The following is a 26930-nucleotide window of genomic DNA, read 5'->3' as shown; positions in this document are numbered from 1 at the left end:
ATGAACTCCAATCGTTGATGAACCAACGATTGGAGTTCTTACATGTTCTAAGACGTCATGTATCTCATAGTGGCTGTAATAAGGTTTTAATAAGATTATATCGCCTTATCTGGGCCATACCGCGCCACTAAGATTACATTGACGCTTTTTTAGCTTCGGCAACCCAAGAGTCAAACAGGCCTTGGTTAGCTTTGATCCAGCCATTCACATGCGATTCAATATCGGCAGTGCTGTTTTTACCTTGGCTCATCATCATATTTTGAGCACTCACATCATTGATGTTCAGCTTAATGATTTCAAATAACTTCGCGGCAGAAGGGTTTTGTTCAGCAAATGCTTTGTTGGCAATGATGCTCATAGAGTTCATCTCAAAGCCGTAGTTCTTGCCGTTAGATAACGTCGTATCAACGCCTTTACGCTCACCAGGCAATGCCGAAAACGGCACTTCTAACCAAACTACATCTTCATTCGGGACCAATACGCCACTTACCCAGTATGGTGTCCATGTGTAGTAAAGGATCGGCTCACCGTTCTTATAGCGTGAGATCGTATCGGCAATAATCGCGGCGTAGTTACCTTGATTGTGGCTCACGGTGTCTCGTAATTTATAAGCAGACAACTGTTCTTCAATGACAAGCTCACAACCCCAGCCTGGGTTACAGCCTGTTAAATCGGCTTTGCCGTCGCCATCAGCATCAAATAACTTGGCGATTTTTGGGTCGCTTAATTGACCAATATTGGTAATACCGTACTGCTCTGCCGTTTTTTTATCGATCAAGTAACCCTGCGCAGCGCCACTGACGTATTGCCCTTTGCGATAGAATTTGTCATCACCACCAGATTGGCTGTATTTGTCTGCATGAAGTGGGAACCAACCAACGGCAAGGAAGGTAGCGTCGCCTTTTGCAATAGAGGTGTAACCGACATTGTAGTCGACTTCCTTTGTTTCCTTCACATCGTAGCCTAGAGCCTCAAGTGCACGGCTAACAATCAGTGTTTGAAAGGTTTCTTCTGCAACCGTTGATTGAAGTGGTTGAATGCTGACGCCTTCGCCGGGTAGCTTCTCAGCCCAAACGTTTGTCGATAATACGAGTGCAGACGCCACGCTGGCGGTTAGGGTTTTCTTCCATGAATTATTCATTTTCATTTCTCCGTAAATTTAATGTAGGTTCACTTTTCCGAGTGAACATTTTTAGCAAAATAGAAACGGGACCGGTGTGGTACCAACGTAGTTTGGTATTGCCAGCGTTGACCCCAAGAACCTGAGTGATTCGGTCAAGCAAGATTGCGAGAATGACAATGCCCAACCCACCAACCGCGGCAAGCCCCATGTCTAAACGGCCAATACCACGCAGTACCATCTGACCTAGACCGCCAACCGCAATCATAGAGGCAATAACCACCATCGAAAGCGACAGCATTAAGGTTTGGTTCACGCCAGCCATAATGGTTGGTAGTGCGAGTGGCAGCTGGATGCGATAAAGCATCTGCTTTTTACTGGCGCCGAACGAATGTCCGGCTTCGATCAATTCTTCAGGCACTTGTTGAATACCCAGAATCGTAAGGCGCACGACCGGCGGCAGCGCAAAAATAATGGTCACCACGACCCCTGGTACATTACCAATACCAAACAACATCACGATGGGTACTAGGTAAACAAAGGCAGGGGTGGTTTGCATTGCATCAAGAATCGGGCGAATAAACTTCGCCGCGGTTTGGCTCCTCGCTAACCATATCCCCAAGGGAAGCCCGATTAACAAGCAAAAGAACACCGATGTCATCACCAGTGAAAGGGTCACCATTGCTTCTGACCAGGCGCCAATAAGGCCGATAAACACAAAGGACACTGCCGTTGCGAGACCAAGCCTTAGGTTCGAAAATTGCCATGCTAATAAGAATAAGATGATCAACATGAAGGGCGCAGGCGTTGAAACGAGCGCGGTTTCAAATGAACTCAGGATAAAATCGATCGGGACACGAATCGCTTGAAACAGAGGGCGGCCATTTTCTACCAACCAGTTGAGCCCAGACTCAACCCAATTATCAACGGGCAGCACGGCTTTCTCGAATGGGTTGAGAAGGTCAAAGGGCACGGTATCAACGGTTTCACTGTTTAGCCAATCCGTTGAGCTTGATGCGTCGCTGGCTTGCCCCCAAGGATCTGAAGCCGCTTGTTGAGGCGCCGGTTGTGACCATGGATCGGTATTCGTTTGGTCTGATGACATCATTTATCCTTTATCTAACGTCTGAAGAAGTCGTGATTTCGTCACAACGCCAAAATAGTTTCCGCTGTCATCGACCACCGGTACCGAGTAAGGCACGCTGGCCACCAATCCTAATATCTCATTGATGGGTTGGTTAGGTTGAAGCGTGATGCCTTGGTCGATCTGAGCACTGACCAAGGTTCGCTTTTCCTTGTGCGCTTGACGCAACGAATCGATCGATACAATGCCCGAATAGTGGCTCGTTTTTTCGACGACGATGCCATAATCTCGATCGTTATCCATTAGGATCTGTAAGGCAGAAGCGGGCCCATCATGTTCAGACTTTTTGAAGACTGCAGCGGGTTGTTTGCGGGCAATGTCTTTGGCTGTCAGGACATTGGCCACGTTAACGCCGCGGAAGAAGGCTTCCACATAATCGTTAGCAGGGTTATTGAGAATGTCATCTGGCGTTCCGACCTGCACAACCTCTCCGTTTTGCATGATGGCAATTCGATCGCCAATGCGCATGGCTTCATCGAGATCGTGGGAGATAAAGACAATGGTACGTTTATCGTCATTTTGCAGACGAATGAGTTCGTCTTGCATCTCGGTTCTAATTAACGGGTCTAAGGCGGAAAACGCCTCATCCATTAAGAGAATATCTGGGTCACAGGCAAGCGCTCTTGCCAAACCAACACGCTGCTTCATGCCACCGGAAAGCTCATCGGGGTAAGACTCAGAATACGGCTCCAACCCCACGCGTTCTAGCGCACCTAAAGCACTGGCACGGCGTTTATCTAATTCAATACCGGCGAGTTCTAATCCAAATGCCGCATTTTCAATCACGGTCATGTGAGGCATGAGGGCAAAATTTTGAAAAACCATGGAGATGTTATTGCGGCGCACCTGACGAAGCTCATCTTCTGAGATGTGTGCGATGTCTTTACCTTTTAGGAAAACGTTGCCTCGAGTGGGTTCGATGAGGCGGTTGAGTAGGCGTACGAGAGTCGATTTTCCAGAGCCAGATAGCCCCATAATAACAAAAATCTCGCCTTCTTTAATGCTGAGAGAAACGTCGTTAACCCCGATGGTTAAGCCCGTTTTTTCGAAAACTTTCTCTTTGTCGGCACCTTCATCAATCATTGAAAATGCGCGGTCAGTGTCTTCTCCAAACACTTTGTACAGTCCCTTAACTTCCAGTATGGGATCCATGTTGTCAATCCTTTTTAGATGTAGCTTATAGCCAAACGATTAGTACTCTAAGTAATATTAATTTTATTATCAAGCGCTATCCATTACTTTCATTGAATGTTCTTCAATGTGTAAAAATAAAATAATAGCCGTGAATTGGCTTAAGTATCTGATTGTTAGGTGTTTAAATTGGTGTTCAACAAGGAGGGTAAAACATGGCGCTGTTGTTTTTATATTGATGATGAATAACTGATAGTATTGCCATGACATATTCCTGACATTGATAAGAGATAAATGATTCGAGTACGAAGTAAATTGTATGGGCTGGAAAATATAGAGAATGATTAAGGTGTGCTTGACGCATTTTGGTTATATTTTGCTGATGAGGCGTTGATGGGTAACCACACCGTGAAGTGAAGTGAAGTGTTGAGATGGCGTTAACGGTAGGGCGGCTTTAAGTCTAGAAAGCAAAAAGACCAGTAGCGTAACTACTGGTCTTTTGATAAACGATGGTTAGAGTTAAACCTAACGAAAGTAGGGCACCCTACTTCATTAAAGCGTCAACGTTATTCAATGTTTTGGATCTGCTCACGCATTTGTTCAATCAAGACTTTAAGCTCTACGCCAGAGGCGGTGATGTCGGTGCTGATAGACTTAGACGCAAGCGTGTTGGACTCACGGTTGAATTCTTGCATCATGAAATCGAGACGACGACCACAGGCGCCCCCTTTTTTCATGATAGACGTGGTTTCTTTGACGTGAGAATCAAGGCGATCGAGCTCTTCTGCTACATCAGATTTTTGCGCAAGAAGAATCAGCTCTTGCTCGACGCGGCCAGTCTCTAGTTCAATCTTAGCGTCTTCAAATTTGCCTAATAGGCGCTCACGTTGCCATTCAATGATCTCAGGCATGCGCGCGCGAACCTTGACGACTTCATCGGTGATGGCTTCTAAACGAGCGTCGATGAGCGCTTTCATGTTGTTGCCTTCGCTTGCACGGGCTTCAATAAAGTCAACGAGTGCGGCTTCAAAACCGACCAGTAGTTCTTTATTGATGGTATCCATGTCTTGCTCTGGCGTTTCCATCACACCAGGCCAGTTCATGACTTGGAAAGGGTTCAAACGGCTATCTTCGCCGGTTAGGCTCATCACTTGTTTTGCTGCGTTGATGACCTGTTGAGCGAGGGCTTCATTGATGTTCAGTTCGCTCTTTGCAGCAGGGTTCGCTTCAAAGCGCAGGTTACATTCAACCTTACCGCGCGCCAAGCGCTTACGGAAGCGTTCACGAAGTACAGGTTCAAGGCCTCTAAACTGCTCTGGAAGGCGAAAATACGTTTCGAGGTAACGTTGGTTTACTGAGCGAATTTCCCAAACGGCGCTTCCCCAGTCACCTTTGACTTCTTTACGAGCGTAAGCGGTCATGCTGTAGATCATGGACTAATTTCCTTGAATTTAATAATTGTTCAAACTGCACTCATGGTAGCACAGTTTAAAAAGATGGCTCTAGGTAAAAGACGGTCCTAGACCCTTGGGGTCAAGCGAACTATCTTCTACCAAGGACCAAGGACCAAGGACCAAGGACCAAGCACCTAGACCCATACTCCCTTCTCCGCTATAATCTTCGCCCAACCAAACCCTTCCCCTATTAAAGGTAATGTCCATGCGTCCAAATGATCGCGCAGCAGAGCAAGTGCGCCCAATTAAAATTACTCGCAACTATACTGCTTATGCTGAAGGCTCGGTTCTTGTCGAGTTTGGCAATACCAAAGTATTGTGTAACGCCACTGTGGAAGAAAATGTTCCACGTTGGTTGAAAGGCAAAGGTAAGGGCTGGGTAACCGCTGAATACGGCATGCTACCTCGCTCAACGCATACAAGAATGCGTCGTGAAGCGGCAAGTGGTAAGCAAGGTGGCCGTACGATGGAAATCCAACGTCTTATCGCACGTAGCCTTCGTGCGGTAGTTGACCTTGAAGCCATGGGTGAAATCATGGTGACGGTGGATTGTGATGTGATCCAAGCTGATGGCGGCACACGTACTGCAGCTATCTCTGGTGCGAGCGTAGCAATGGCTGACGCGTTTGCTCACCTTGTGAAGAAAGGCTCACTGAAAGCGAACCCAATGAAGAGCCACGTTGCCGCGGTTTCTGTTGGCATCCTTGGCGAAAACATTTTCTGTGACCTTGAGTACGTAGAAGATTCAGCCGCCGATACCGACATGAATGTTGTGATGACGGAAGATGGTCGTATGATCGAAATCCAAGGCACAGCAGAAGGTGAACCATTCTGTCATGAAGAGCTTATGGCGTTGCTGGAGTCCGCGAAAAACGGCATTGCCGAGATCGTCACCGCTCAGAAGGCGGCATTAGCAGACTAATTATTGAATGGCTTCCGTAAGGGGGCTATTTTTTTGTGCATAACGCACACTGAATAACGGTTAAAAAGATAACCGTCATCCTCACGAAAGTGAGAACCTCATAAAGCGCATGACTCGCTTTGGACGATCCCATTTTTAAGGGGTGACGAACACAACAAAAGAGAGAGAAAAGATGAAAGCATACCAGCGTGAGTTTATTGAATTTGCCCTAGAAAAAGAAGTACTCAAATTTGGCGAATTTACCCTAAAGTCTGGCCGTAAAAGCCCTTATTTCTTTAACGCTGGTCTTTTCAATACAGGCCGTGATTTGGCACGCTTAGGTCGCTTTTATGCGGCAGCCTTGGCGGATTCTGCAATTCAGTACGACGTGCTATTTGGTCCTGCCTACAAAGGTATTCCAATTGCCACAACTACAGCGGTGGCACTAGCCGATCATTATGATGTGGATACGCCATATTGCTTTAACCGTAAAGAAGCCAAAACACACGGCGAAGGTGGCAGCTTGGTGGGTAGCCCACTAGAAGGTCGCATTATGCTGGTGGATGATGTGATTACAGCGGGTACTGCCATTCGTGAGTCGATGGAAATCATTAAGGCCAACGGCGCTGATTTAGCAGGTGTGTTGGTGGCAATTGATCGCCAAGAAAAGGGCAAGGGTGAATTGTCTGCGATTCAGGAAGTGGAACGTGATTTTGGTTGTGCGGTGATTTCTATTGTCAGCCTAACGGACTTGATTACCTATCTAGAAGGTCAAGGTGGTAGCACAGAACACCTTGAAGCCGTGAAGGCGTATCGTGCAGAGTATGGTATTTAACCTTATTCGCTAGCGCTCAATTCTAATGGCGAGGGTTAACCGCTTTGGTATCACGCTCGCTATGGATTGTTGAGATAAAAAGGGGACCGAGTGATTTCACTCGGTCCCCTTTTTCGTGCGCCATAAACGTAATGATTCATGGCGTCAATAGTCCATAGCCACTCGGCCTTATACTACTTCGTTTCAGGTTTGATCTTACACAACAATGCCATGCGATCGGCACTTTCGGCGACGGCCTCTTCACTACAGTTGTACTTCTCCTTGAAGGGAATGAAGTCACGTTGTCTGTCGTTGTAAGAGATGATGTAAAACTCGTCTAAGCCTTCAACTTGCTTATCAGACTCAAATACCTTCGCTTTCCCGTTACTGTAGTACTGACCAGAGTAGGAGCGCGGGTAAACATAGAACGTGCTAATATCAGGATCAACCGTTTCAAAAATGGTCTTATCACTGTTATCCGCAACTTTTCCTGTTGCCAGTAGATATGTGGCGGCAATGAGAGCAATGGGTACAATCAGGGCTGAAATCGATACCCAGATGGTATCTTTCTGTTTCCAGAATATAGCAATAAGCAATGCCACCGCTGGTGTGCCTGGTAGCACGTACGTTGGCAGAATATTACTGGATAAAGAAAAGAGGATCAGCGGCGCCAGTGCCCACCAGATAGCAAAGCTAGTAAAGCCTTGGTTTTTCTTCGCTTGTTCGAGACCAAACTTAGCACGAACCATCATCATGATTGGCAGAATCAATGACCAAGGCAGTACCGCCAGCAGCCAGAAGAACCAAATTTTCCCTTTTGGTTCTTGGTGACCTGAGCCGTAAAGATCGCCCGTCCAGCCTGGCTCAACAAAGCGCTTGTAGTGCTCGCCGACAATGAAATAATCGATGAAACCTGGTGTCGCACGCTCGGCAAGGATGTACCAAGGCAAAGCAATGACAAGCATTAACAGCGTGCCTTTGACTAGCGGGAAACGACGCCATAGTTCAACAAAAGCGCCAACAATGCCGTGCTGAATCACCATCCAAGGGAATACGGCTAATCCAAATAAAACAATGGTGACCGGGCCTTTAGCTAAAAGGCCGATCGCAAGGCCAGCAAAGCCCACATAGCCCCATAGCGTTTCACCGCGCCAGCATTGATAAAATCCAACCATGGCCAGCGTCAGTCCGACAGTCAACGCCATATCGGTCATCACTGCACCGGCAGAGATAGAAAAAACCAACGTAGTAGACAGCACAAGCGCTGCCACGAGCGGGTTGTAGCCATTCTTTTTCGCCACCCACGCCGATGCCCAAACCACGAGTACACCTGCAATCCAATGAGGCAGGCGTAGCGCAAATTCGGAGAGTCCTAGCATTTCGACACTAGCAGCACTCATCCATGTGAATAGAGGTGGTTTACCCCAGAAAGGGACGCCATAGTCGAACAATGGCGTTAGCCAATTGCCCGTTTCTACCATCATTCTTGCCATCTCACCGTAGCGAGACTCAGTGGTGTCCATTAACGGATATAAGCCTAATGACAATAGGCGAATCAGTAAGGCACCAATCAACAGTATCCACAGCGTGCGCTGTTTATTTATCATTGTTTACAACTCCAGCCTCATTACCTAACGTAATGATCGCTTTGCAAAATAAGTACCGCGCAGCAATTGCCGTCGGTACGATTAAAAAACCCACGAAGTCTCACATAATGTTCAAGTGTAGGTCAATAAACAGATATTCAATCTATTGTTAGGGATTGTGATTTTATCGACGAAAATATTTTTCTAGACGATATTTTTTGATTTTAAGGCATTTTCAATAATAGGTGGCACAAATTGACTCACGTCCCCACCATGGATCGCTACTTCGCGAACCAGTGTCGATGAAATAAACGCATGCTCTTCGGCCGGGGTTAGAAAGACACTTTCCATGCCAGGCAGCAAGCGGCGATACATATTAGTAAGCCCAAATTCGTATTCAAAATCACCAGTGGTGCGTAAACCACGGATGAGGACGTTGGCTTTTTCGTGTTTCGCAAAATCAACCAACAAGCCAGAAAACCCTTTTGCCGTCACGTTCTCCAGATGCTGAGTGACTTGAAGAGTAAAATCCACCCTTTCTTCGAGCGTAAACATCGTGTTTTTGCTGGGACTGGCAGCGATGGCGATGATGACCTCATCAAACATACAAGACGCTCGTTCTATCAAATCAAGATGACCATTGGTAATAGGATCAAAGGTACCTGGATAGATTACTCGAGAAATTCGCTTCTGTGTCACGGCGTTGGCTCTATTTTGAAATTTCAGTCAGTGTAGCAAATTATGCGCGATTTTAAATTCTTTAAGCGAGCGCGAGAGTTACCATTCTGTCTTCGAGTTGTTATTATGAAGAAACGTTGAGACGCGCCCTATCTGCGATGAGAGAGAAGTAAGATGATGAAAAAAATCCTGGTCATTCGAAACGATAAAATCGGTGATTTTATGTTGGCATGGCCGAGCTTCGCGATGCTGAAATCGTCTTTACCGGATTGTCATATCACCGCCTTGGTGCCTAAATACACCGTAGCATTGGCGACAGCCTGTCCATGGATAGATGACGTGATTGTGGATCTAGGCGAACAGGCAGATAAAGCGCAGCAGCAGTTATTGCAAACGGAGCTGAAAGCGGCGCAGTTTGATGCCTCTATCAATCTGTTTTCAACCATGTACAACGCGTTACTGGTGTGGAAAGCACGCATTCCTTATCGCTTAGCCCCGGCAACGAAACTCGCGCAGATATTTTATAATCATCGCATTAAACAAAAACGCTCGCAGAGCGCCAAGCCAGAATATGAATACAACCTCGATCTTGTGCGAGCTTTCTTAAATGACAATAAGATAGATGTTGTTGAGCCCAAAGCGCCGTATTTCAGTTTTGATACACAGCAACTCACCCAACAACGTACGATGCTAGCGCAAAGCCTTGGCTTGGATAGCCAAAAACCTTGGGTGTATGTGCATGCAGGCAGCGGTGGCTCGGCAAACAACCTGTCGATTGAACAATACGCTGAACTGGTGGTAGGCCTTGCTCTTCGTGAGCAAACATCGCCTGACAGTCAAGGGGTTGAGGTGGTATTAACTGCTGGACCAGGAGAGGAAAAGAAAGCCAAAGAATTGAGGGTTGCACTGGAGTCTCGTCACGTAGCAAGCGTGGTGTACGACAAGAATAATGGCTTAGTCGATTTCTCTTGTTCGATAGCTTGTGCAAGCCTGTTTATTGCTGGCTCGACGGGACCGTTGCATATCGCCGCGGCGTTAGATGTTCCGACGGTGGGTTTCTTCCCGTCTAAGCGCTCAGCAACACCACTACGCTGGCGACCACTTAATTCTGAAGGGCGACATATCGCTTTTTGTCCACCTGCGTCAGAAGATAAAGCGAGTCAAGAAAACATGACTCGCATTGATACTCGTGTGGTACTGGAGGCGCTTACTCCTTGGGCTGAGACGTACTTGTCCTAACCCACAAATCGGCGTATTTCACGAACGTAGAATGCGCCGATAACAGACAAAGCAAAAAGCCTTGTTTGCCATCTAAGAACCCAGCTTTCACAATGTACATCTTCACAAAGCAAGCAATGGCATGCACGATACCTTGCGAGATGCTTGCGCGTTTGCCACGTGCTTCGCGCTGTTCTGCCCAGGCTTTAGCGTAGCCCGCTGATTTGACGAGATAATGATGAATATCATCGTAGGTGTAATGGATTAAATCACCATCCAATGTTTCTACTGTCATTGAGGCATTCGTTTCTACTTTTTCATGCACCAACGAGTCGTTATATTGCGTTAGCTTGGTGGGATAAAGTCGAAGCACCTTGTCAGGATACCAACCGCAGTGCTTGATAAAGCGCCCAAATACCCAGCTTAAGCGAGCAAATTGGTAGATTGTGTTGGGTTCATTGCGTTCAACCGCCGTCAAAATACTTTGTTTTAGCTCTGGCGTGACGCGCTCATCGGCATCCAGCCAAAAAACAAAATCAGACTCAACATGGCTTTGTGCCAATTGACGTTGAGCACCAAACCCAGGCCATTCTGAATTCACCTGAAATTTAGCGTTAAATTCCGCCGCGATGGCTGGTGTATCGTCGGTGCTTCCCGAGTCAAGAATCACGATCTCATCCACCCAGCCCTGAACCGTTTCCAGGCAGGCTCGTAAGTGTTTGGTTTCGTTTTTTACAATCAAAGCGACAGCAAGGGTTGGTTTAGTCACGTTATTTACCTTAATCAAAAATTCGGTCATCCCTATGAAGGGGGCAGTGAGTCTCACGTAGACGGTTTAGCCATGGCGATTTATTTTAGCAAATCAGGGCCTAACTGCTCTTGCTCAACAACGCGATCGAACATGGCGATGACCTCTTCAGGTTGAATACGCTGCATCGCTTGTTTGTCTTTTACTCTTGCTCGCCAACTTAATTCACTACTGGGTTTGCCAGTTTCTGCTTGGATGGCTTCTTCATAGGCTGAGACCACATAGTCTTGGTAATTATATGGCCCTGTTCGTTTTGGGTTGTGGTGAGCATATAAGCCGATCACGGGGGTTGCCATCGCATTGGCCATATGTGTTGGGCCCGTATCAGGCGCGATGAGCATATCGGCCTTATCGATCAGTGCCAACATTTCTAACAAACTACTTTGGCCAATTAAGTTGATCACGGGTTGTGATATAGACGGTGAGGCAGCGCGAGAGCTTGTATCAGAATGCAAGAGTTGACGCTCAATGGCTTGCCCAAGCTCAACCTCAATGGCCGCCGGACTTCCCGCTAGAATAACATTCCAACCCTGGGTGATGGCATGCTTGATCACCGCAACATAGCCATCTGCTGTCCAATTTTTGTATCCCTTGCTCGCCGCAGGAACGATAACAAGGTTGCGCTGATTACTATTATGGCTAGGCTGCTCATCACGGTTAAGAGACTTGTCTGCCCAATGCGCGTGCTTTTCCGAGTAGCGCAGTGACCAAAGAGGCGCAGCATGAGGCACACCGAGCTCTTCAGCAAAGGCCATTAGCCCATCAAGAACATGCATTTTATTAGGAGAAGGCACCTTCGTATTGGTAAATAACCCTTGAAAGTCTTGCGCTCGCTCACCATCAAAACCTAACGTGTAGCGAGCGTTAATGCCTAGCGTGGCAATACTTGCCCGAAAAGCGTATTGCATATGCAGCAAAGCATCAAACCGCTGACCTTTTAATTCCCGCCAAAGCGCCGTATAGCCCTTCCAACCGGCTTTTTTATCGAAAACTACAACATGAATACCCTCAATACTTTCCAGCAGTTTGGCCTCAAGCTTGCCTGTCACCCATGTTATCTGAGTGCCTGGCCAGAACGCCTGGATAGCCTGCACCGCAGCAATGGTATTGCAAACATCGCCAATTGCGGATAAGCGAAGCACACAAATAGAGCGTGGAGGGGAATTAAAAAGTGCCATAGTGTCTAAATGAAAAGGGAGATATAAGGATTATGCAGTTGAGTGCTTTGAATGTAAAATTAGATGCAAGAAAATAATAACGATAGCCGTGGAGTCAGTGCCAAGGCCCTTAGCTTAGGAAGCGTTCGTGAATACAGTGAACAAGAACAACATAACGTATTGGTATGATGAAGCCTTACTGCAAGAGCCGATCGAACAGGTTTTTGAACCGGACTTTTGGCAATCGCAAGATAAAGTCATTGGCAGTGCTCAAGGCCGAGGAACCACGTGGTTTGTGCAAACCCAAACCGTTGAGGCCGCATTGAGGCATTACCGCCGCGGTGGTTTGTTTGGGAAAATGGTCAAAGATCAGTATTGGTTTTCGGGTTGGGAGCAAACACGCAGCTATCAAGAATATCAATTGCTTCACACGTTAATTGCCGCGGGCGTAAATGTACCTCGTCCCATCGCGGCTCGCGCGGTAAAAGTAGGTCCCTATTACCGTGCCGATTTATTGAGTGAAAAGATCGCGAACGCACGCGACTTGGTCGCTATTTTGCAAGAAAAATCGTTGCCAGAAAGTATGTATCAAAAGATTGGTCAAGAGATCCGTAAGATGCATGATACGCAAGTTAATCATACTGACCTCAATATCCACAATATCTTGATTGATGAGCAAGATAAGGTGTGGATTATTGATTTTGATAAGTGTCGTCAGCAATCGGGTGATGATTGGAAGACATTGAATTTACAAAGACTCCAACGCTCATTTTTAAAAGAAAAAAGTAAACGTGGAGTGCAGTTTCGAGATGGTGATATTGATTTGATTGTTCAATATGCCAGTCGATAATATTAAGTTATATTGCCGCTTATTCGTCGCCTGGCTTACCACTTACCTCGGTCACAAGCGGCAAGGCCAGTGCTAGAGCAATAAAGTAGATTTGTGAGTAAACGGCGTAATCTGAGAAGTTACTATAAAAGGCATTAAAAATAATAAAGCTAATGATGGTACTCGTGTACATAATGCCTAGAGATTGATACTGCGTTACTTTTTGAGTGGCAGAAAATCCAGTCCTTACCATCAAATAAAGTAGCCAATAGAACAAGAGTGAGAAGATTAAGCCATTTTTGAATAACTGATCAAGATAGCTGTTATGGAGGTCTGTATACCCCCAATGACGACCTTGATAAATCAGATTCTCACTAACGGCCTGAGGCAATTCGTCTAGTGTTTGCTGAAACGAGACCTCGGGTTTATCTAGCCCAGAACCAAATAAAAAATACGACATATTATGAGTAAGATTAATTTTAGTGAGTTCAATTGCGGTTTCGATCATTGTTGTCCTTGCAACAATAGATTCAGACTGGAGTGAACTGCTGGTTAGACCTCTATTCGCTATATTATCTTGGAAGAAATCAGTCGTTAGTGTAAAAACGAGCAAAAAAACTAGAGCAACGGCGACCTTTTTGCTTTTTGATAGCACAACTAATAAAAAACCGGATATGACAAAGGCTAACGCTACAATCCCTCCTTTGCTACCTGCTAAAATGAGCGCGAAAATAGAGATTAGTATAAAACATAGCCCGTATGCCCACGTGAGCCGCTTTTTTTGGTTGAATAAGAACAAAAGCGTAATGGTAATACCAGTGATTAATACTGCAGGCCATCGACTGTAACCGATCCTACCCCATAATCGAATAATGCCCTCATCAAAAAAGTCGTATACAAAGGCAAATAGGTATAAGTCAATAAAAATGCAAGTAACAATGCTTGATAAGAAGGCGACGATGGACCACTTAAGCGATTTTGGAAAGCTAACAACAGATACAACGAGTGCAGTAGGCAACAGTAAGTAACTATACTTTTGAATGTAAACTGCGACGTCGTAGAAACTGCCTTTCGAAACAATGGCAAGTACCGCACCTATACCGAATACGGCCACTGAGCTTTTCATTAACATTGAGAGTGGCTTTGATAACTTAATATCACTAAAGGCCAGCAAGCTAAATGAGCTGATCACGTAGAGGTAAAGGAATGCATTCATACCCGCTTTGGATGCAGGTATAGAAATCGATAACCCAATAAGAAGAAAGATATTGGTTCGCAAAAGCCAAGATGTTGATGTCGTCACAGTAATGCCTAACTAATTAAGTGCAAATATAATACAGGTTTGTTTGGTTTTGTAATCTAGATTTTCATCTAGTTTTGTATCGAATTGTAGCGGTTTTTATGCTGTTGACGATACCTTTGTGACCAAATTTCAACACTCTTGCTAGGTACCATTTAAGTTTAAATAGATAACCAATACTGGATGTCACGTTAAATTCTTGCTGATAAAGCCATGTCCAACGTGTTTGAGATATAAACTCATAAGGGAATGGGTTTGGTTGTTCTAAGCGCGGTTGAACCGAGAGGTTTAGGCTGTGTTCGTTATCAAGTAAAATGAGGTTATTAATCATATATTGATATGACTTTTCGATATCTTTTGACTGACCATACTCGTCGACTAGCGCTACGTCGAAAAACTTGCTCAGACATTTACTCCACATGATTTGCTCTGTATGAAGTAGGCGATTTGGGCTCTGCCAATGCTGACGTTGTCCCTTTTTTTCTTTGTCGTACAGAAAAGGCAAAAACTCTTCAATATCCCATAGCGTTAGAAGGTCTTCTGTTAATCCAAAGTGGAAAAAATCAGACATAAAGTAGGGGATAGAAATACCTTTAGTTTGTTCTTTCGCATAAAACGTGCTGGTAACAATTCTTTGGTTAAAAATAGAGTACTGTTCATTTCTCTTTGGGTAATTGAAAAACTCATCCACAAAGCGTGAATCATTGATGATGTTATCACTTCTAAGCTTTACCGCGTACTGAGTTTTCACCTGACGTAAACCACTTAGTGTCGACCGTAATTGACGATTGATGTTAATACACATTGGGGAATCGTCTTGGCGATAGCCTATCACTGTGGTTCCAGGATCTTGATTAAGTAAAACTACATCAACGTCTAACTCATGGGTGTCACTGCCTTCCCAAGTTGACAATATTATTGGACTACTTGGGAATAAGCGGCGGAGCGAATGGATACTGCTTACGGTGATGTCTGGAAATATTGGTCCTTGAATTACAAAGGTAATATCTTTTGATTCGATACGGTTTTCTGGACCATTTCGGTATTTTGATTGGCTTTGCTGGGTCATGGTAGTTACTTCATCAAACGTTAGCTTAGTGATTTTGGCTTGCTTAAAGCTCTAGCAACAGTAGCCGTGGCAGCTTTGAGTGCTCGAGAAAGACGTTTTACATCTTTTGGCGATGGTGAGGCGTCATTGAGATAAAGCCAATCTTTCAGATCATACTCAAGCGCAAAGTTGCCCCGTTTGTAAAAACGCTCTGTGACATCAAGCCCCAGGTTTTCTGGCAGGTCGATAATGATATTATTTGCCAAAAACAGAGGCCAAAATTTTCGACCTAGCCCTGCGTCATCATCGGCCTTTGCATTAATGTGTAATGGCTTGTTAAGTAACGCCCCTAACCAAGATAAACAAAGAAATTGCTCAGTAGCTGGGTATCGAACTTTATATCCTGGCTGTTGGACAAAACGAGGCTCATTGACCAGTATATTCGGCCAGATTTTTAGCAAATCTTCCGTTAAACCAAAGTCAAATAAATCGCTTTTGTGGAAATGAACGGGCTTTCCGTAGTGGCAGCTCAGAAAAAAAGTGCTACTTGTTAACGTTCGTTGTTTAAAATAGGAAAGCTTGGGGTCTCGAGGTAGTTGGTTATATTCCTGATATAGATCAACAAATTGTCGACCAGTGAGTACATTGTCTGTTCTAATTTTAACCGCGTATTGGGTTGTTACTCGAGACAATCCTGCATGTGTATTGATAATCTGACGGTTGTTGTTCAGTGTAACCGGTGTATCGTCGTGATAGATAGTATTGCTGCCAGGGTCTTTTGATTCTACTAACTCATCATAATCAAGCCCCTGAACTGGCTGGTTTTCCCACGTAGACAATATAATCGTTGAGGATGGAAAGTATTGGCGTATAGAGTTCAGGCATTGATGAGTGATACCTGAAATTTGTTTACGGCTTGAGCTCGCTTGAACAGGGCCTTGGACAACAAAAGTGATCGATTCATCTTGAATAATGGAAGGCATAGCAGGGGTACCGTAATCTTTGCCAGTCGACAGCGTCGACTGGCATATGACGAGTTAGTCATCAAATAAATGGCTAAGTGTTTCACTATCACGTTCTAGGTTAATAGCGACTGCAGATGGATAAGGGTTAGTGGCAGAGTAATCGTTGATTAAGTAGCGACGAGTGTGTGGTAAACCAAATAAACAACGATCCACGCGCACCCCGAACTTAGCGAGCTCTTGGGTAGTGTACTCAATCGCACTTTCTGGACGAGAAGACGTCAAGACAAGGAACAGCCCACCGTCTTTTTGCAGTTCTGCAATTTTGCGCAAGTTAGCCTCAAGTCCAGGTGTTTTCCAACCGCTTTTGGCAAATTTACTGCCATTTTTAAGTAGTACTCCATCAACATCACAAAAAACAGTGAGGTGTTTTTTACAGTAATGACGGTATTCGCGCAGTGTCCCCCAATCAAGATAATCGGTTGCAGTTTTGCGAACAAATTCTTCGTTCGACATCAGCATTTTGTAGATAACATGTGAAATATACACTTCACTTTCTGACGAAATGCTGTCAAACGTTTGGCAGAAATCATCGGCTGAACGGAAGCTATAGCCGCCACAGCAGAAGAAGTTACTGATGACTTCTTTCTCTACAATATTAGAAATCACATCAAGAGAATCAACTTCGACATAACTCTTATTTTTAGCATCGACTAATTCAATGTCATTTAGGTCTATGGTTGCAACCGAGTTGATAGGCTCTGGTGAACAAGTAAAGAGGTTGTCGCAATCCTTGATGAAGATTGAACCTTCAATATTACCTTGCTTAATCGCTTGATAAATCGTGTCGGATTGGGATGATGTTGGCTCATCCAGAATGACTAAGTCGGGTTTTACGCCACAACTTTTCTCAAAGCTCTCTAAAACCATTTCCTCTGATGTGTACTTTTCTAGGTGCTCTTTGAGACACACAACCACAACACGATCAAATACATCTAAATCGATGTTCTCGATTGATTTTTCGATCATGAGTTTGCCATCAGGCATGGTAAGCAGCCACTTTGGACGCATATTAGGGAATCGAGAGGAGCGTCCGGCGACGGGAAGAATTAACGTAAACATAGTTATCCTATTATTTTGCGCATGGTTTTTTTCATGACGTTGTTGAACCAGTCAATAGTAACATTGTCCTGTTCTTGGATATAAGGGGCAATCCGCAATATGGTTAAAGTTTCTACGACTCTCATTTCATAGAAGAAGAGTCGGTCTAGGGTTTTGAGAAAAGAGGGCATAGCATGCTCACAAAAAATCTCACCTTTAATACGAACGCTGACCTTCTCTTTTCTAAAGCTCCACCCATACTCGAAGTCTTGTATTAACTTGGCAGCATCTTGGATAGGGCTATTAATCTCGCACGTGAGGAAATCAAACAGTGCGAGTTGATTTTCTTCAGTGACCTTAAGGTTGGAGAGCGTTAAATCACCATGACACTCACCCATTGGCATCAATAGGTCTTTATTACAATATTGCTTGAACGTCGCTAGGTGTGACTCAAGATCAGGGAAAAGAGACCATTTATCTTCCAAGTTATTCGATATTTGCTCTAGCTTATCTATCACAGAGTCGACAGGATAGAGCTGGTCATCACTGAGAGCGATGCCATTGATCAGATAAAAATCCAGAGCAACTTTAAGGTTTTTTGCTACGGTTTTGGAGCCTTTGTAGGCAACTTGTTCACCACCCAAACCTTCGATATAAGGCATCATGATAGAAAGCTCATCTTCTTGATGATCAATATCCGTGACTGGGATAGCGATGATGTCGTAACTGGGTGTTTTAATCGATTTAAAACGACGTTGTTTTTGAATCGCACTCAGGTTTTTGTCAATGGCGGAATGAATCTGCTTGCGAACAAAGTACTCGCCAGACTCTTGAAGTACTTGCAGCGTCGCACCTGAATGCGACGACGCCTGTATTTTTGAGCTGATATCCATCAAAACTTAAACCCTTAAAACGAATAAAAGTAAAATAGGTGGCTATAGACCTAGGAGGTTATAGCCACACGAGGTTATTTAGGCATGTAGTTCTTATACGAAACATAATTATAAATACATGCGATCTATTGTGGTTTGTATACTACCACGATTTTCAGCCACAACCTCCAAGCTTGCTTGACGCATTACTGATAATTGCTGAGGATGATTGAATAGCTGGTTTAATGTCGCGGCAAGCTCAGGAGCGCTGACGACAAGGGTGGCGTCTCTGGAGGTTAATACCTCCGTAATCTCATTAAAATTGAAATAGCTTGGACCGATGAGTGTGGGCACGCCTAATGCAGCCGGCTCTAATAAATTGTGTCCGCCAACTTTGTCGCCAAGTAAGCTTCCACCCATAAAACAAATATCTGCAGCACCAAGGATGATCATCATTTCCCCCATGGTATCGGCAAGATAGACTTGAGAGCTTGCTGGCAAGCTATCGTGAACTTGGGTTCGTCGAACGGTGTCACACCCCAATTGCTGACAAAGCTCAAAGACCTGATTAAATCGTTCTGGGTGCCTAGGTATCAGTATGAGCAGGGCGTTGGGATGAGTGACTAACAAGGCCTTATGTGCCTCGATAATCAACTCATCTTCACCAGAATGAGTACTGGCGGCGGCCCATACAGGGCGGCTTCCCAATAGCTCTTTTAGTTGGCGACCATGTTGACGAGTCATTGGATCAACCTGAATATCATACTTTATAGAACCCGTGACTGTGATTTTTGACATCGGGACACCAAGGTTATGAAACCGTATTTGGTCATCGCTATTTTGGCAATAAATATGCTGAAGGTGTGAAAACATAGAGCGAACAACCCCGTTCACTTTTTTATAGCGCTGATAAGACCGTTCAGAAAGCCTAGCATTGAGAATACTAACTGGGATCTGCGCCGTTGCTGCAGCATGCAGAGTGTTAGGCCATAGCTCTGTTTCCATTATCAACAATTGGCTAGGTTGGATAATGCGGATATAACGACGCAATGCGAACCCAAAATCTAATGGCATGTATCGGTGATGGATTAAATCACCGAGTTTTTCTGCTTGTTCTGCGCCAGTCGGTGTGGTTGTGGTTACCACAACCACAAGGGACGGATGTTGTTGTTTAATCGCCTTTATAAGGGGGGAAACCGCAATGACCTCACCAACGGAAACCGCGTGAATCCATAAGGGACCTCCGGCTTCATTGGAGCGAAGCGCCAATAAAGGCGTCACCCCAAAATGCTCTTTCCATCTAGCGCCTACCGATGGCTTTCCTGGTTTTTTTTTGTATAAACCGTAAAGAAATAAAGGCGCAATTAGTGCTAGAAGTAAAGAATAAAGGACTCGTAGCATGGTTATAGTAGCCCCTTGAATGCATCGCGTTGGTCCAATTTATACTTCTTAGGCGTTTCGAGTAAATACTGATTAACCTGATCGCTAAAGCTAACGGTATACGAGTACTTAATGCTGTCATGAGATGCCAAAACATTAATCACCAATAAATACCCAACGACGACGGGTGCAATTTTTGCCACTAGATGCCCATGACTCTCCGAGTAACGTTGAATAGCAAATATCATAGGAATCAAGGCGAATGGATAAATCAAGATTAAATGCCAATAGGAGAACGTGATTGGCGATAATGCCGCGCTGACTAAAACACCAATCACCGCACCAAAGGCATAGAGTTTGAGCCATTGCGCTTTGTCTTTGACGACAGGTGTATTGGGGACGCGTTTGATGTCATTCTTGATCGACTTCCACCAATCCCAGCTGACTTTGGCCGACAACACAACGGACAAGCCGCCGATTAAGAAGATAATCCCTTTCCACAAATACAGCGCTGCGATTCTAAGGAACTCAATACTCGTAAACCAATGAAACTCACTGTAAGCGATGACCTTGTTTGAGAAGAGTAAAGAAGCATAACGAACCCAATAAAGTAGCGCTTTTAAAACAGGATAAACGTGGACTAATCCATAACCAATATAGCGATCGCTATCATCCCTACTCAGTTCATCATTTGCTAGATATTCTTGGGAGTACGGTATCAGAGAGACCATTAGCACAACCAGCGCAGCGGTAAATCCCACCCAAGACACCTTGCCCATTTCGCGATAAAACATGTACAGCGATAAGACGGCGAGAACAGGCCACGAGTAATGAAGCTGCATCGCTAATCCAATAGATAGGATGTGCAAGAAGGTATAGATAAATGACTTACCTTCTCTCATCTTGAATGCGCTCCAAAGGTGCAGAGAAGCGAAGAAGCACAAATAAGATGGATTATAAAGAAGACTGTCGTACAGTAACCAAGGGTTAAGCCAATACAGGGCTAAGAAAGCCAAACGCATCGGTTTATCAAAGATTTGCTTGAGCACAGAGTCGAGTAGGAACAAAGAAGCGATGCGCATTGCGAACAATAACAACACTGGCGCCCAAGGTGAGTCCCATACCAGCAATGGACCCGCCACTAACCACGTAGAAAGCGAACCAGGAACATTTCCTACCGCACTGGCACCATTACCAAAGTTCAACCACACATCAGCGTACGCACCAAGGTAGCCCTTTTCGATCATTTGCATCTGGTCGCCAAGGAGGATTTGATTGTCTGCGTAGACAAAAGCAAACCCGAGACCCACGATGAGGCCCAGTAAGTAAAGGGCGGTGAAGTTTTTATCTAAAAAAGATTTTGATAACATGTTGAGAGTCAACGTCCTGAAGTATAAGTGAATAAAAACAAGGTCTATTAAAATACCAAGTGGTTACTGCTTGTTTCGTGTTTCGTGTTTCGTGTTTCTTATTTCGACATCTTAAGCTCTAAGCTCTAGCTTCTGAGAATGTCCACACCTTATGTACGACATAGGTAATAATAGGCAAAATGAAGACAACGATAATGACACGTAGATAACTGTTAACGCCAGAAAGTATCACGTTAGAAAACAGCTCACTAATCCCTTGTGCTGCCATCAAAGAGCCAAATTGGACCAAAAAGAAGCGAGCCGCATTTCCCCAGTTTACCTTGTGCCTAAACACCAACACAGTTTGTGCAAAATAAGAGAAAATAAAAGCGAGAGTGAATCCGCAGATATTAGCTAAAAATACATTATCTTTGATGTAAGCCAAGAAGACAAAAGCGACGCTAATATGAATAGCGGTCGCCAGTCCGCCCGTTAAGCCGAATCGTACAATACGATATTGTAATAAGCGATTGAGCAGATCACTCACTATGCTCGCCCTTTTCTAAGGCATTCTTCTTGTCAGAAGCATCATCTTTATCGTGGTAATCGTCGCTTTCGATAATGTACGTTGGACGTCGTTTCGATTCCATATAGAGCCGACCGACATATTCACCCATCACACCAATACCAATAAGCTGTACGCCACCAAGAAAGAGTATCACAGTGATCAGTGATGCATAACCGGGTGAATCAATGCCATAGATAAGCGTTTTAATAATGGTCAGACTGCCATAAATAAATGACAGCGCAGAAATGAATCCGCCCACATAAAGCCAAATACGCAGCGGTGCGGTGCTAAAACTGGTAATGCCGTCTAAGGCAAAGTTCCACAACTTCCAGCCGTTAAAACTGGTTTCGCCTGCTTCTCGTGCGTCACGCTTATATTCAACGACCGACGTTTTAAAGCCAACCCACGAGAAAATCCCCTTCATAAAACGCTGGTTTTCAGGAAGTAACTGAATTGCATCTACTACACGTCGGTTAATTAAGCGAAAGTCACCGACATTTTCAGGAATCTCTACTTGAGCAACAGCATTGTGGAATTTATAAAAAAGCTCGGCACTTAGTTTCTTTGCCCAGGTATCCGTACTGCGATCAACACGTTTGGCAACCACAACATCAAAGCCATTTTCCCATTCTCTTAGGAAATCATGAATGAGCTCAGGAGGATCTTGTAAATCGGCGTCGATAGGAATGACCACCTCGCCTCGAGCAAGGTCAAGACCAGCGGTTAATGCCGCTTCTTTGCCGAAGTTACGCGAAAGATTCACGACACGGACGTGTTTGTCTTGCTCTTTTATCGTATTGAGAACGCTGAGTGTGTCATCTTTGCTGCCATCATTGATCAGGATAAGCTCATAGTCGTACTGCGTGTCACTAAGAACAGCAGTAATACGCTCCATGAAAATGTGCAGAACCTCTTGCTCATTGTAACAAGGACAGATGATGGAAATAGTCGGCTTCTTTGTAGACATAATTTACCTAAAGAGCGTAATGAATCGCTTCGATAATTTGTTCATTTGACGGAATGTCGCCATTGGCATTCATCACTATATGGTGACGTCCATCCAGTGGCGTATAACGAAATGGCACCGTGATATAAAAGATACCTACGGTTGGCGTATACGTTGATACCGCAATATTTCGTATCCCGGTATCGGGTGCGACGACAAGTTTCGCTTTGGCAATTCTTTCAATCAGTGCGTCTAAGTCTAAGCAAGGTTGAATAGCAAAGTTATCTTTCGTCGTTAAATCGGTAAGAAAGTCTGCTTTTTCAAAGTCATTCTTACCCTCTAGGTAGACATGCTTATAGTGAGGGAGTTCCGTGGTGACTTTCTCCATCAGTTGCTTCATTTGCTCTTGTGTCAGGATCTTACGAGTCTGTGAGGCGCCATTGAAATAGAAGATCTCTGGCTGCTCACTGTCTACATACACATCATCATGCTTTGGATAGCCAAAATCTAACGGCATCTTAGGGCTATGACCCAGCATCTTGAGCATGTCTAACATGCACTCTAACTCTGGTTGGAAATCAGAGCGAAAAACCGCGATGTTATACAGTGTGCCACGCATAATTGAGTGATATGGGAAACCAAACTTTAGCTTTGCTTGGCTAAAAAAGGTCATCCAGTGCGAGCGACTGGTCCCTGCGAGATCAAAAATAATATCTTGTTCATCCAGTTGGCGAAAATTGTCCAATTGTTGTTTAACAGACATGTCTTTCTTTTGAATGCGATCGGCCATGATAATGGTGTGATCAACAAGATCAGAGGGCAAGCCATACTGATAGTTGGCCACACCCACTAGGGTAATCTCAGCATTTGGAAAAAATCGACGAGCCTCAATCAGGAAAGGACGGGTAATCACTTGATCACCAAGCGCCGCATGACGAATTACGGCGATTTTCTTGATTTTCTCGGGTGAAAATTCGTTGGCGATATAGGCCTTAGCTTTTTTAGAGGCGTAAGCACCTTTTTCGTACCACAAATGCTTCATGATGGGGTTCCATTTAATTGGTTAAATTGAGCGATGACAACCTCTGGCTTCAGTTCGGTTAGGCATTTTTGATGCCCTAGTGGGCATTCACGCTTGAAGCAAGGGCGACACTCGATGTCAGTATGAACCACCGCAACGTTTTGAGACAGCGGTGGCGTATAGTCTGGAGAACTGGAACCATAGACGGCAATAATATTGCAGCCAACAGAGGCCGAGACGTGCATGAGACCAGAATCGTTACAGATAACCGTATGGCAGGCGGCCAGTAAATCCACGGCTTCAATCAAACTCGTTTCCCCAGCAAGGTTAAAACACTGTTGCTGAGCATCGAGACTAAGTTGCGTGCGAATTTTTTCAGTGACCTCTTTGTCTTTCGCTGAGCCAAATAACCACACTTGATGCCCTTGTTCGATGAGATACTGAGCCGTCGTGGCATAATATTCATCAGGCCATCGCTTGGCTGGTCCAAATTCGGCACCTGGGCATAAACCGATGATCGGCTTCTCCGCATTCAAGTGAAACTTGGCGAGCGTTTGGGCTTGCAGTGATGGGTCAACATATAACTGAGGGGGAGAGCAGCGTTCGAGTTGAACCTGCTGGCGCATCTCTGATTTCGAATAGGCGAGCGCGACATACCGCTCAACCATATATTGGAAGATACGTTTGTCAGGTCTTAAATCATTCAACAGGCCGTAACGTGATTCACCTTTCCAGCCAATACGCTTTGGTATCCCTGCAAACATTGGAATCAACGCCGACTTGGCGGAATTGGGCAGCACAAAGGCATGGGTGTAGCCTTTGCCGCGTAAAGATTTACCTAGCTGGTATCGCCCTTTTAGGTCAAATTTACCATGTCCAATAGGCATCTCGATGGCCGTCTCTATTTCCGGCATTCGCTCTAGAATAGGCTTACACCAAGCCGGTGCTAAAACATCAATCGTAGCCTGTGGATGCAACTGTTTTAGCGTAATATAGAGACTTTGCGACATCACCATATCACCGACCCATGACGGGCCTATTATGAGTATTTTCATCACGTTCAACTTAATAGGTTAACTCTTCTGACCATTCTACATTGTGTTGCACGACTTTTGCAGGGGTTCCTACCGCAATGGTACGTTCAGGGATTGCCTTAGTAACCGTAGCGTTAATACCAATAATTGCCCCATTTCCTACGGATGCGCCTTTTAATATCGTGACATTGTCAGCAAGCCAAACGCGATCACCGATACTAATATCTCTCGCAGGGTTGATACGCTTGCCGTCAACCGTAATATCGTGGCCATCACTGGTCATTAGTTTTACATTTCTAGAAAGCATGCAGTGTTCACCGATCGTCAAGGTTGTGCCTTTTTCTCTCGCTGAAATAAAGCAGCCACCGCCTATCACACTGTGTTTGCCAATGACAACGGTGCAATGCGAGCCGTCTAGTTCAACGTTTACGCCTCGCAGGTTGGCACCTTCTTCAAAAATAAGCACATTGTTATCGCCTTTCAAGGTGATATTACAGTCACGAATGCGACATTTTTTGTGTGCTTTGACACAGGACGCATCATCGACCCGAATCTTGTTTCGACGTCGAATCTTAAACGGTACACTCTGGATCCCCATTTTGCCGTACTTTCTAAACAGGTAATCGCCTTTGATTTTACGCCACAGCCCAAATACATCGGTCTTTGGAAAAATAGCGATACGGCGAATTTGATACGAGTCTTGATGAAATGCAAGCGGACCGGAGTTAGTCGCCACAGCGTACTGATAACCCGCATGCTGCGCGATAGCTTTACTGGAATCGTCTAGGTCACCATAAGGGTAAGCAAAAGACGTGAGAGGCTTACCTAACAGAGTTTCGAGAATGTGTTTATTGTCATTAATTTCTTTTTCTTGTTCTGCTGGGGATAACGTAGAAAGCATCGGATGATGCAGTGTGTGCCCACCAATCTCCACTCGACCAGAGTCTGCCAGTTGCTTTAATTGCTCCGAGTTCATTAACTCGACCCGTTTTTCCGGGTTAGCGTCGTTCTCGACATCCCAGCGATTAAACGTCTCGCCGGTCACCGCATAGACGACGGCTTTTAAATCGTATTTTTCTAACAAAGGCAGTAAGAGCGTGAGGTTATCAACATAACCATCATCAACAGTAATCATGATGTAGCGCTTTTTAGGATTAAGGCGATCAATCATTTTTAATTTGCTGAGATCTTCAAAGGTAATCGCTTCAAAGCCCATTTTTTTGATGAGTTTAAAGTGCTTTTCAAGCATGTCGACGTGCAGATAAGTCCCGTGCACCCCTTTCTGATCATCATTATCGATAAAGCGATGGTACATGATGACAGGGATGTCTTTCTTCACCTTTTTGATGACCACATCTTGATAGATTGTTTCAAGCTGATCGGTGACATTGGCTAAGTCGTAGTTGTCTCGAATCGTGCTGGAAACCTCTGGTTCACAGTGCGAGGTCGTCAGACCAACTTCGATTTGCTGAGCGATAGCAGAAAAATCAATATCTAAATCTTTGGGGCCAATATCACCAAAATTGGTAGCCATTGCTTGTGCCACATTCGTCGGTGTTACAATACCTATGTTATTAGCTTCACCAATAGCAAGCGTAGGGCGACCACAAAGCAATGACTCCATCGCCACTCTGCCAGCACCAATCACTAAATCAGATTCATGGAGCAGCGCTGCCACATCGTTGGTGTAGCCAGTAAATTCGACATCACCTTGAAAACGCTCGAAACGAGGCTCCATCGCTGAACCTGAGACCACTTTAATATGATACAGGGCAGTATCGAGGCACTCATCAAGCAGGCGATAGCATAGATCCCCTTTTGGGCCGGTAAGACGGCCAATAATAGTAATAACGGGCTTATCGTTTTTGGGAGGCTCTGTAGGGAAAAAGTGACGCGTTTCAATGCCGTTTCTAGCAACCATCATCTTATGCGACGGCACCTCAAGATCTTTACCCAATTGATTACGAATCGCCTCACACACCGGAAGCGCTTTGTCACCCATAGCATGAAATTTTTTACGGGTTCGATGCGAGGGCTGGCGACCATGCACGGTCGTTACCATAGGCGTACCCGTCAACTTACACGCGACGTGACAACTCCAACTCGAGGCGCGTGAATGCGCATGCACAAGCTGAATGTTGTGCTTCTTGATGAGATAAATTAAATAACCCACATGCCAAAAACGACGCGGCACACTGCGCTTATTAAAACGCAAAGAAAAAAAGGGACCATCATGAGGCTTGGTTAACGTGTCAGACACATAAAACACATTATGACCTCGAGCGGTTAATTCATTGCCAACCGTCGTGGCGTAGACTTCTGCTCCCGTCACTTCAAGCTGGGAGAGGGCCATAAGAATGTTCATGGTGGTATCCTTTAAAACTAAAAATGGTCCTAGGAAAGAGCGGTTCCTAGGCCCTAGGTGGTGCTTGTGGTGAATATACGGAAAACCGTTGGTTGTCGTTGACAGGTGTCGTCTTTAATACACAATCCTGCAGGACCCAGGACC

24 protein-coding genes and 1 pseudogene are annotated in these 26930 nt (G+C 44.9%); 4 read left to right on the top strand and 21 right to left on the bottom strand.

Annotated features, from left to right (window positions below; genetic code table 11):
• Window positions 1-133 precede the first annotated feature (133 nt).
• From proX to AB4405_RS23215, 4 genes are all read right to left on the bottom strand, one after another.
• A complete protein-coding gene (proX, locus tag AB4405_RS23230; RefSeq protein WP_102471214.1) occupies window positions 134-1141 on the bottom strand; it encodes a glycine betaine/L-proline ABC transporter substrate-binding protein ProX in 1008 nt (335 codons plus the stop codon).
• A complete protein-coding gene (gene proW, locus AB4405_RS23225; RefSeq protein ID WP_372062995.1) occupies window positions 1134-2225 on the bottom strand; it encodes a glycine betaine/L-proline ABC transporter permease ProW in 1092 nt (363 codons plus the stop codon). Before proW ends, proX begins: the two co-directional genes overlap by 8 nt.
• A 3-nt stretch (window positions 2226-2228) precedes the next feature.
• Window positions 2229-3416 (bottom strand): glycine betaine/L-proline ABC transporter ATP-binding protein ProV, encoded by a 1188-nt coding sequence (gene proV / locus AB4405_RS23220; RefSeq protein ID WP_372062984.1) that lies wholly within the window; start codon window positions 3414-3416, stop codon window positions 2229-2231.
• A 545-nt stretch (window positions 3417-3961) separates the two neighbouring features.
• Window positions 3962-4828 (bottom strand): YicC/YloC family endoribonuclease, encoded by an 867-nt coding sequence (locus AB4405_RS23215; RefSeq protein WP_372062983.1) that lies wholly within the window; start codon window positions 4826-4828, stop codon window positions 3962-3964.
• Between the two features lie 226 nt (window positions 4829-5054).
• Between AB4405_RS23215 and rph the strand changes: the two genes are divergently transcribed.
• Both rph and pyrE read left to right on the top strand, forming a co-directional pair.
• Entirely contained in the window at window positions 5055-5771 is a 717-nt protein-coding gene (rph, locus tag AB4405_RS23210) for a ribonuclease PH (RefSeq protein WP_102471207.1), read from the top strand.
• Window positions 5772-5943: 172 nt separating this feature from the next.
• Window positions 5944-6585, top strand: coding sequence for an orotate phosphoribosyltransferase (gene pyrE / locus AB4405_RS23205; RefSeq protein ID WP_102471206.1), 642 nt, complete (start codon window positions 5944-5946; stop codon window positions 6583-6585).
• 173 nt (window positions 6586-6758) lie between these two features.
• Here pyrE and AB4405_RS23200 read toward each other — a convergent pair whose 3' ends face one another.
• Window positions 6759-8171, bottom strand: coding sequence for an ArnT family glycosyltransferase (locus AB4405_RS23200; RefSeq protein ID WP_372062982.1), 1413 nt, complete (start codon window positions 8169-8171; stop codon window positions 6759-6761).
• 183 nt (window positions 8172-8354) lie between these two features.
• Window positions 8355-8849, bottom strand: coding sequence for a pantetheine-phosphate adenylyltransferase (gene coaD, locus AB4405_RS23195; protein WP_102471204.1), 495 nt, complete (start codon window positions 8847-8849; stop codon window positions 8355-8357).
• A gap of 156 nt (window positions 8850-9005) precedes the next feature.
• Here coaD and AB4405_RS23190 point away from each other — a divergent pair, with 156 nt between their 5' ends.
• Window positions 9006-10067, top strand: a complete 1062-nt coding sequence (locus tag AB4405_RS23190) for a glycosyltransferase family 9 protein (RefSeq protein WP_372062994.1) — start codon at window positions 9006-9008, stop codon at window positions 10065-10067.
• Here the strand turns inward: AB4405_RS23190 and AB4405_RS23185 are convergent.
• Complete coding sequence (locus AB4405_RS23185) at window positions 10036-10845, bottom strand: glycosyltransferase family 2 protein (protein ID WP_372062981.1); 810 nt, start codon at window positions 10843-10845, stop codon at window positions 10036-10038. The genes AB4405_RS23190 and AB4405_RS23185 overlap by 32 nt on opposite strands.
• Before the next feature lie 50 nt (window positions 10846-10895).
• Window positions 10896-12032, bottom strand: coding sequence for a glycosyltransferase family 9 protein (locus tag AB4405_RS23180; protein WP_372062980.1), 1137 nt, complete (start codon window positions 12030-12032; stop codon window positions 10896-10898).
• Between the two features lie 127 nt (window positions 12033-12159).
• Here AB4405_RS23180 and AB4405_RS23175 point away from each other — a divergent pair, with 127 nt between their 5' ends.
• Window positions 12160-12861: a 3-deoxy-D-manno-octulosonic acid kinase gene (locus AB4405_RS23175; RefSeq protein ID WP_372062979.1), complete on the top strand. Its 702-nt coding sequence runs from the start codon at window positions 12160-12162 to the stop codon at window positions 12859-12861.
• Between the two features lie 19 nt (window positions 12862-12880).
• Here AB4405_RS23175 and AB4405_RS23170 read toward each other — a convergent pair whose 3' ends face one another.
• The 13 genes and pseudogenes from AB4405_RS23170 to AB4405_RS23110 all read right to left on the bottom strand — a co-directional run.
• Window positions 12881-14143: an O-antigen ligase family protein gene (locus AB4405_RS23170; RefSeq protein WP_372062978.1), complete on the bottom strand. Its 1263-nt coding sequence runs from the start codon at window positions 14141-14143 to the stop codon at window positions 12881-12883.
• 64 nt (window positions 14144-14207) lie between these two features.
• Window positions 14208-15209, bottom strand: a complete 1002-nt coding sequence (locus AB4405_RS23165; protein ID WP_372062977.1) for a WavE lipopolysaccharide synthesis family protein — start codon at window positions 15207-15209, stop codon at window positions 14208-14210.
• A 20-nt stretch (window positions 15210-15229) separates the two neighbouring features.
• Window positions 15230-16171: a WavE lipopolysaccharide synthesis family protein gene (locus tag AB4405_RS23160; protein ID WP_372062976.1), complete on the bottom strand. Its 942-nt coding sequence runs from the start codon at window positions 16169-16171 to the stop codon at window positions 15230-15232.
• Window positions 16172-16225: 54 nt separating this feature from the next.
• Complete coding sequence (locus AB4405_RS23155) at window positions 16226-17272, bottom strand: hypothetical protein (RefSeq protein WP_372062975.1); 1047 nt, start codon at window positions 17270-17272, stop codon at window positions 16226-16228.
• Window positions 17273-17274: 2 nt separating this feature from the next.
• Window positions 17275-18144, bottom strand: a complete 870-nt coding sequence (locus tag AB4405_RS23150) for a phosphotransferase (protein ID WP_372062974.1) — start codon at window positions 18142-18144, stop codon at window positions 17275-17277.
• Between the two features lie 108 nt (window positions 18145-18252).
• Window positions 18253-19524, bottom strand: a complete 1272-nt coding sequence (waaA, locus tag AB4405_RS23145) for a lipid IV(A) 3-deoxy-D-manno-octulosonic acid transferase (protein ID WP_372062973.1) — start codon at window positions 19522-19524, stop codon at window positions 18253-18255.
• Between the two features lie 2 nt (window positions 19525-19526).
• On the bottom strand, window positions 19527-20873 hold the full coding sequence (locus AB4405_RS23140) for a 3-deoxy-D-manno-octulosonic acid transferase (protein WP_372062972.1): 1347 nt from the start codon (window positions 20871-20873) through the stop codon (window positions 19527-19529).
• A gap of 118 nt (window positions 20874-20991) precedes the next feature.
• Window positions 20992-21399 carry a GtrA family protein gene (locus AB4405_RS23135; RefSeq protein ID WP_372062971.1) on the bottom strand — a complete coding sequence of 136 codons (408 nt, stop codon included), beginning with the start codon at window positions 21397-21399 and terminating at the stop codon, window positions 20992-20994.
• Window positions 21392-22387, bottom strand: coding sequence for a glycosyltransferase family 2 protein (locus AB4405_RS23130; protein WP_372062970.1), 996 nt, complete (start codon window positions 22385-22387; stop codon window positions 21392-21394). The genes AB4405_RS23135 and AB4405_RS23130 overlap by 8 nt, the downstream gene beginning before the upstream one ends.
• A 7-nt stretch (window positions 22388-22394) precedes the next feature.
• The gene (locus AB4405_RS23125) at window positions 22395-23408 is read right to left on the bottom strand and encodes a glycosyltransferase family 9 protein (RefSeq protein ID WP_372062969.1); all 1014 of its coding nucleotides are present in this window, start codon (window positions 23406-23408) and stop codon (window positions 22395-22397) included.
• Window positions 23405-24442: a lipopolysaccharide heptosyltransferase II gene (gene waaF, locus AB4405_RS23120; protein WP_372062968.1), complete on the bottom strand. Its 1038-nt coding sequence runs from the start codon at window positions 24440-24442 to the stop codon at window positions 23405-23407. Before waaF ends, AB4405_RS23125 begins: the two co-directional genes overlap by 4 nt.
• A gap of 10 nt (window positions 24443-24452) precedes the next feature.
• A complete protein-coding gene (locus AB4405_RS23115; protein ID WP_372062993.1) occupies window positions 24453-25019 on the bottom strand; it encodes an acyltransferase in 567 nt (188 codons plus the stop codon).
• Window positions 25020-26786, bottom strand: a pseudogene (locus AB4405_RS23110) (polysaccharide deacetylase family protein); the annotation flags it as partial. It abuts the gene before it with no gap.
• Window positions 26787-26930: the final 144 nt, after the last annotated feature.

It is taken from the genome of Vibrio sp. 10N.261.51.F12 (genome assembly GCF_041471725.1).
Classification (GTDB): Bacteria; Pseudomonadota; Gammaproteobacteria; order Enterobacterales; family Vibrionaceae; genus Vibrio.
This window is presented reverse-complemented; position numbering and strand designations above follow the sequence as displayed.

Excerpts from the sequence above, each read along its gene's own strand:
- AB4405_RS23215 (WP_372062983.1), bottom strand. The coding sequence starts at position 4,828 with ATGATCTACAGCATGACCGCTTACGCTCGTAAAGAAGTCAAAGGTGAC.
- AB4405_RS23155 (WP_372062975.1), bottom strand. The coding sequence starts at position 17,272 with ATGTTTACGTTAATTCTTCCCGTCGCCGGACGCTCCTCTCGATTCCCT.
- AB4405_RS23150 (WP_372062974.1), bottom strand. The coding sequence starts at position 18,144 with ATGGATATCAGCTCAAAAATACAGGCGTCGTCGCATTCAGGTGCGACG.
- AB4405_RS23180 (WP_372062980.1), bottom strand. The coding sequence starts at position 12,032 with ATGGCACTTTTTAATTCCCCTCCACGCTCTATTTGTGTGCTTCGCTTA.
- AB4405_RS23200 (WP_372062982.1), bottom strand. The coding sequence starts at position 8,171 with ATGATAAATAAACAGCGCACGCTGTGGATACTGTTGATTGGTGCCTTA.
- AB4405_RS23130 (WP_372062970.1), bottom strand. The coding sequence starts at position 22,387 with ATGTCTACAAAGAAGCCGACTATTTCCATCATCTGTCCTTGTTACAAT.
- proV (WP_372062984.1), bottom strand. The coding sequence starts at position 3,416 with ATGGATCCCATACTGGAAGTTAAGGGACTGTACAAAGTGTTTGGAGAA.
- AB4405_RS23185 (WP_372062981.1), bottom strand. The coding sequence starts at position 10,845 with ATGACCGAATTTTTGATTAAGGTAAATAACGTGACTAAACCAACCCTT.
- AB4405_RS23165 (WP_372062977.1), bottom strand. The coding sequence starts at position 15,209 with ATGACCCAGCAAAGCCAATCAAAATACCGAAATGGTCCAGAAAACCGT.
- proX (WP_102471214.1), bottom strand. The coding sequence starts at position 1,141 with ATGAATAATTCATGGAAGAAAACCCTAACCGCCAGCGTGGCGTCTGCA.
- waaF (WP_372062968.1), bottom strand. The coding sequence starts at position 24,442 with ATGAAAATACTCATAATAGGCCCGTCATGGGTCGGTGATATGGTGATG.
- AB4405_RS23125 (WP_372062969.1), bottom strand. The coding sequence starts at position 23,408 with ATGAAGCATTTGTGGTACGAAAAAGGTGCTTACGCCTCTAAAAAAGCT.
- AB4405_RS23190 (WP_372062994.1), top strand. The coding sequence starts at position 9,006 with ATGAAAAAAATCCTGGTCATTCGAAACGATAAAATCGGTGATTTTATG.
- AB4405_RS23160 (WP_372062976.1), bottom strand. The coding sequence starts at position 16,171 with ATGCCTTCCATTATTCAAGATGAATCGATCACTTTTGTTGTCCAAGGC.
- AB4405_RS23140 (WP_372062972.1), bottom strand. The coding sequence starts at position 20,873 with ATGTTATCAAAATCTTTTTTAGATAAAAACTTCACCGCCCTTTACTTA.
- proW (WP_372062995.1), bottom strand. The coding sequence starts at position 2,225 with ATGTCATCAGACCAAACGAATACCGATCCATGGTCACAACCGGCGCCT.
- rph (WP_102471207.1), top strand. The coding sequence starts at position 5,055 with ATGCGTCCAAATGATCGCGCAGCAGAGCAAGTGCGCCCAATTAAAATT.
- pyrE (WP_102471206.1), top strand. The coding sequence starts at position 5,944 with ATGAAAGCATACCAGCGTGAGTTTATTGAATTTGCCCTAGAAAAAGAA.
- AB4405_RS23115 (WP_372062993.1), bottom strand. The coding sequence starts at position 25,019 with ATGGGGATCCAGAGTGTACCGTTTAAGATTCGACGTCGAAACAAGATT.
- waaA (WP_372062973.1), bottom strand. The coding sequence starts at position 19,524 with ATGCTACGAGTCCTTTATTCTTTACTTCTAGCACTAATTGCGCCTTTA.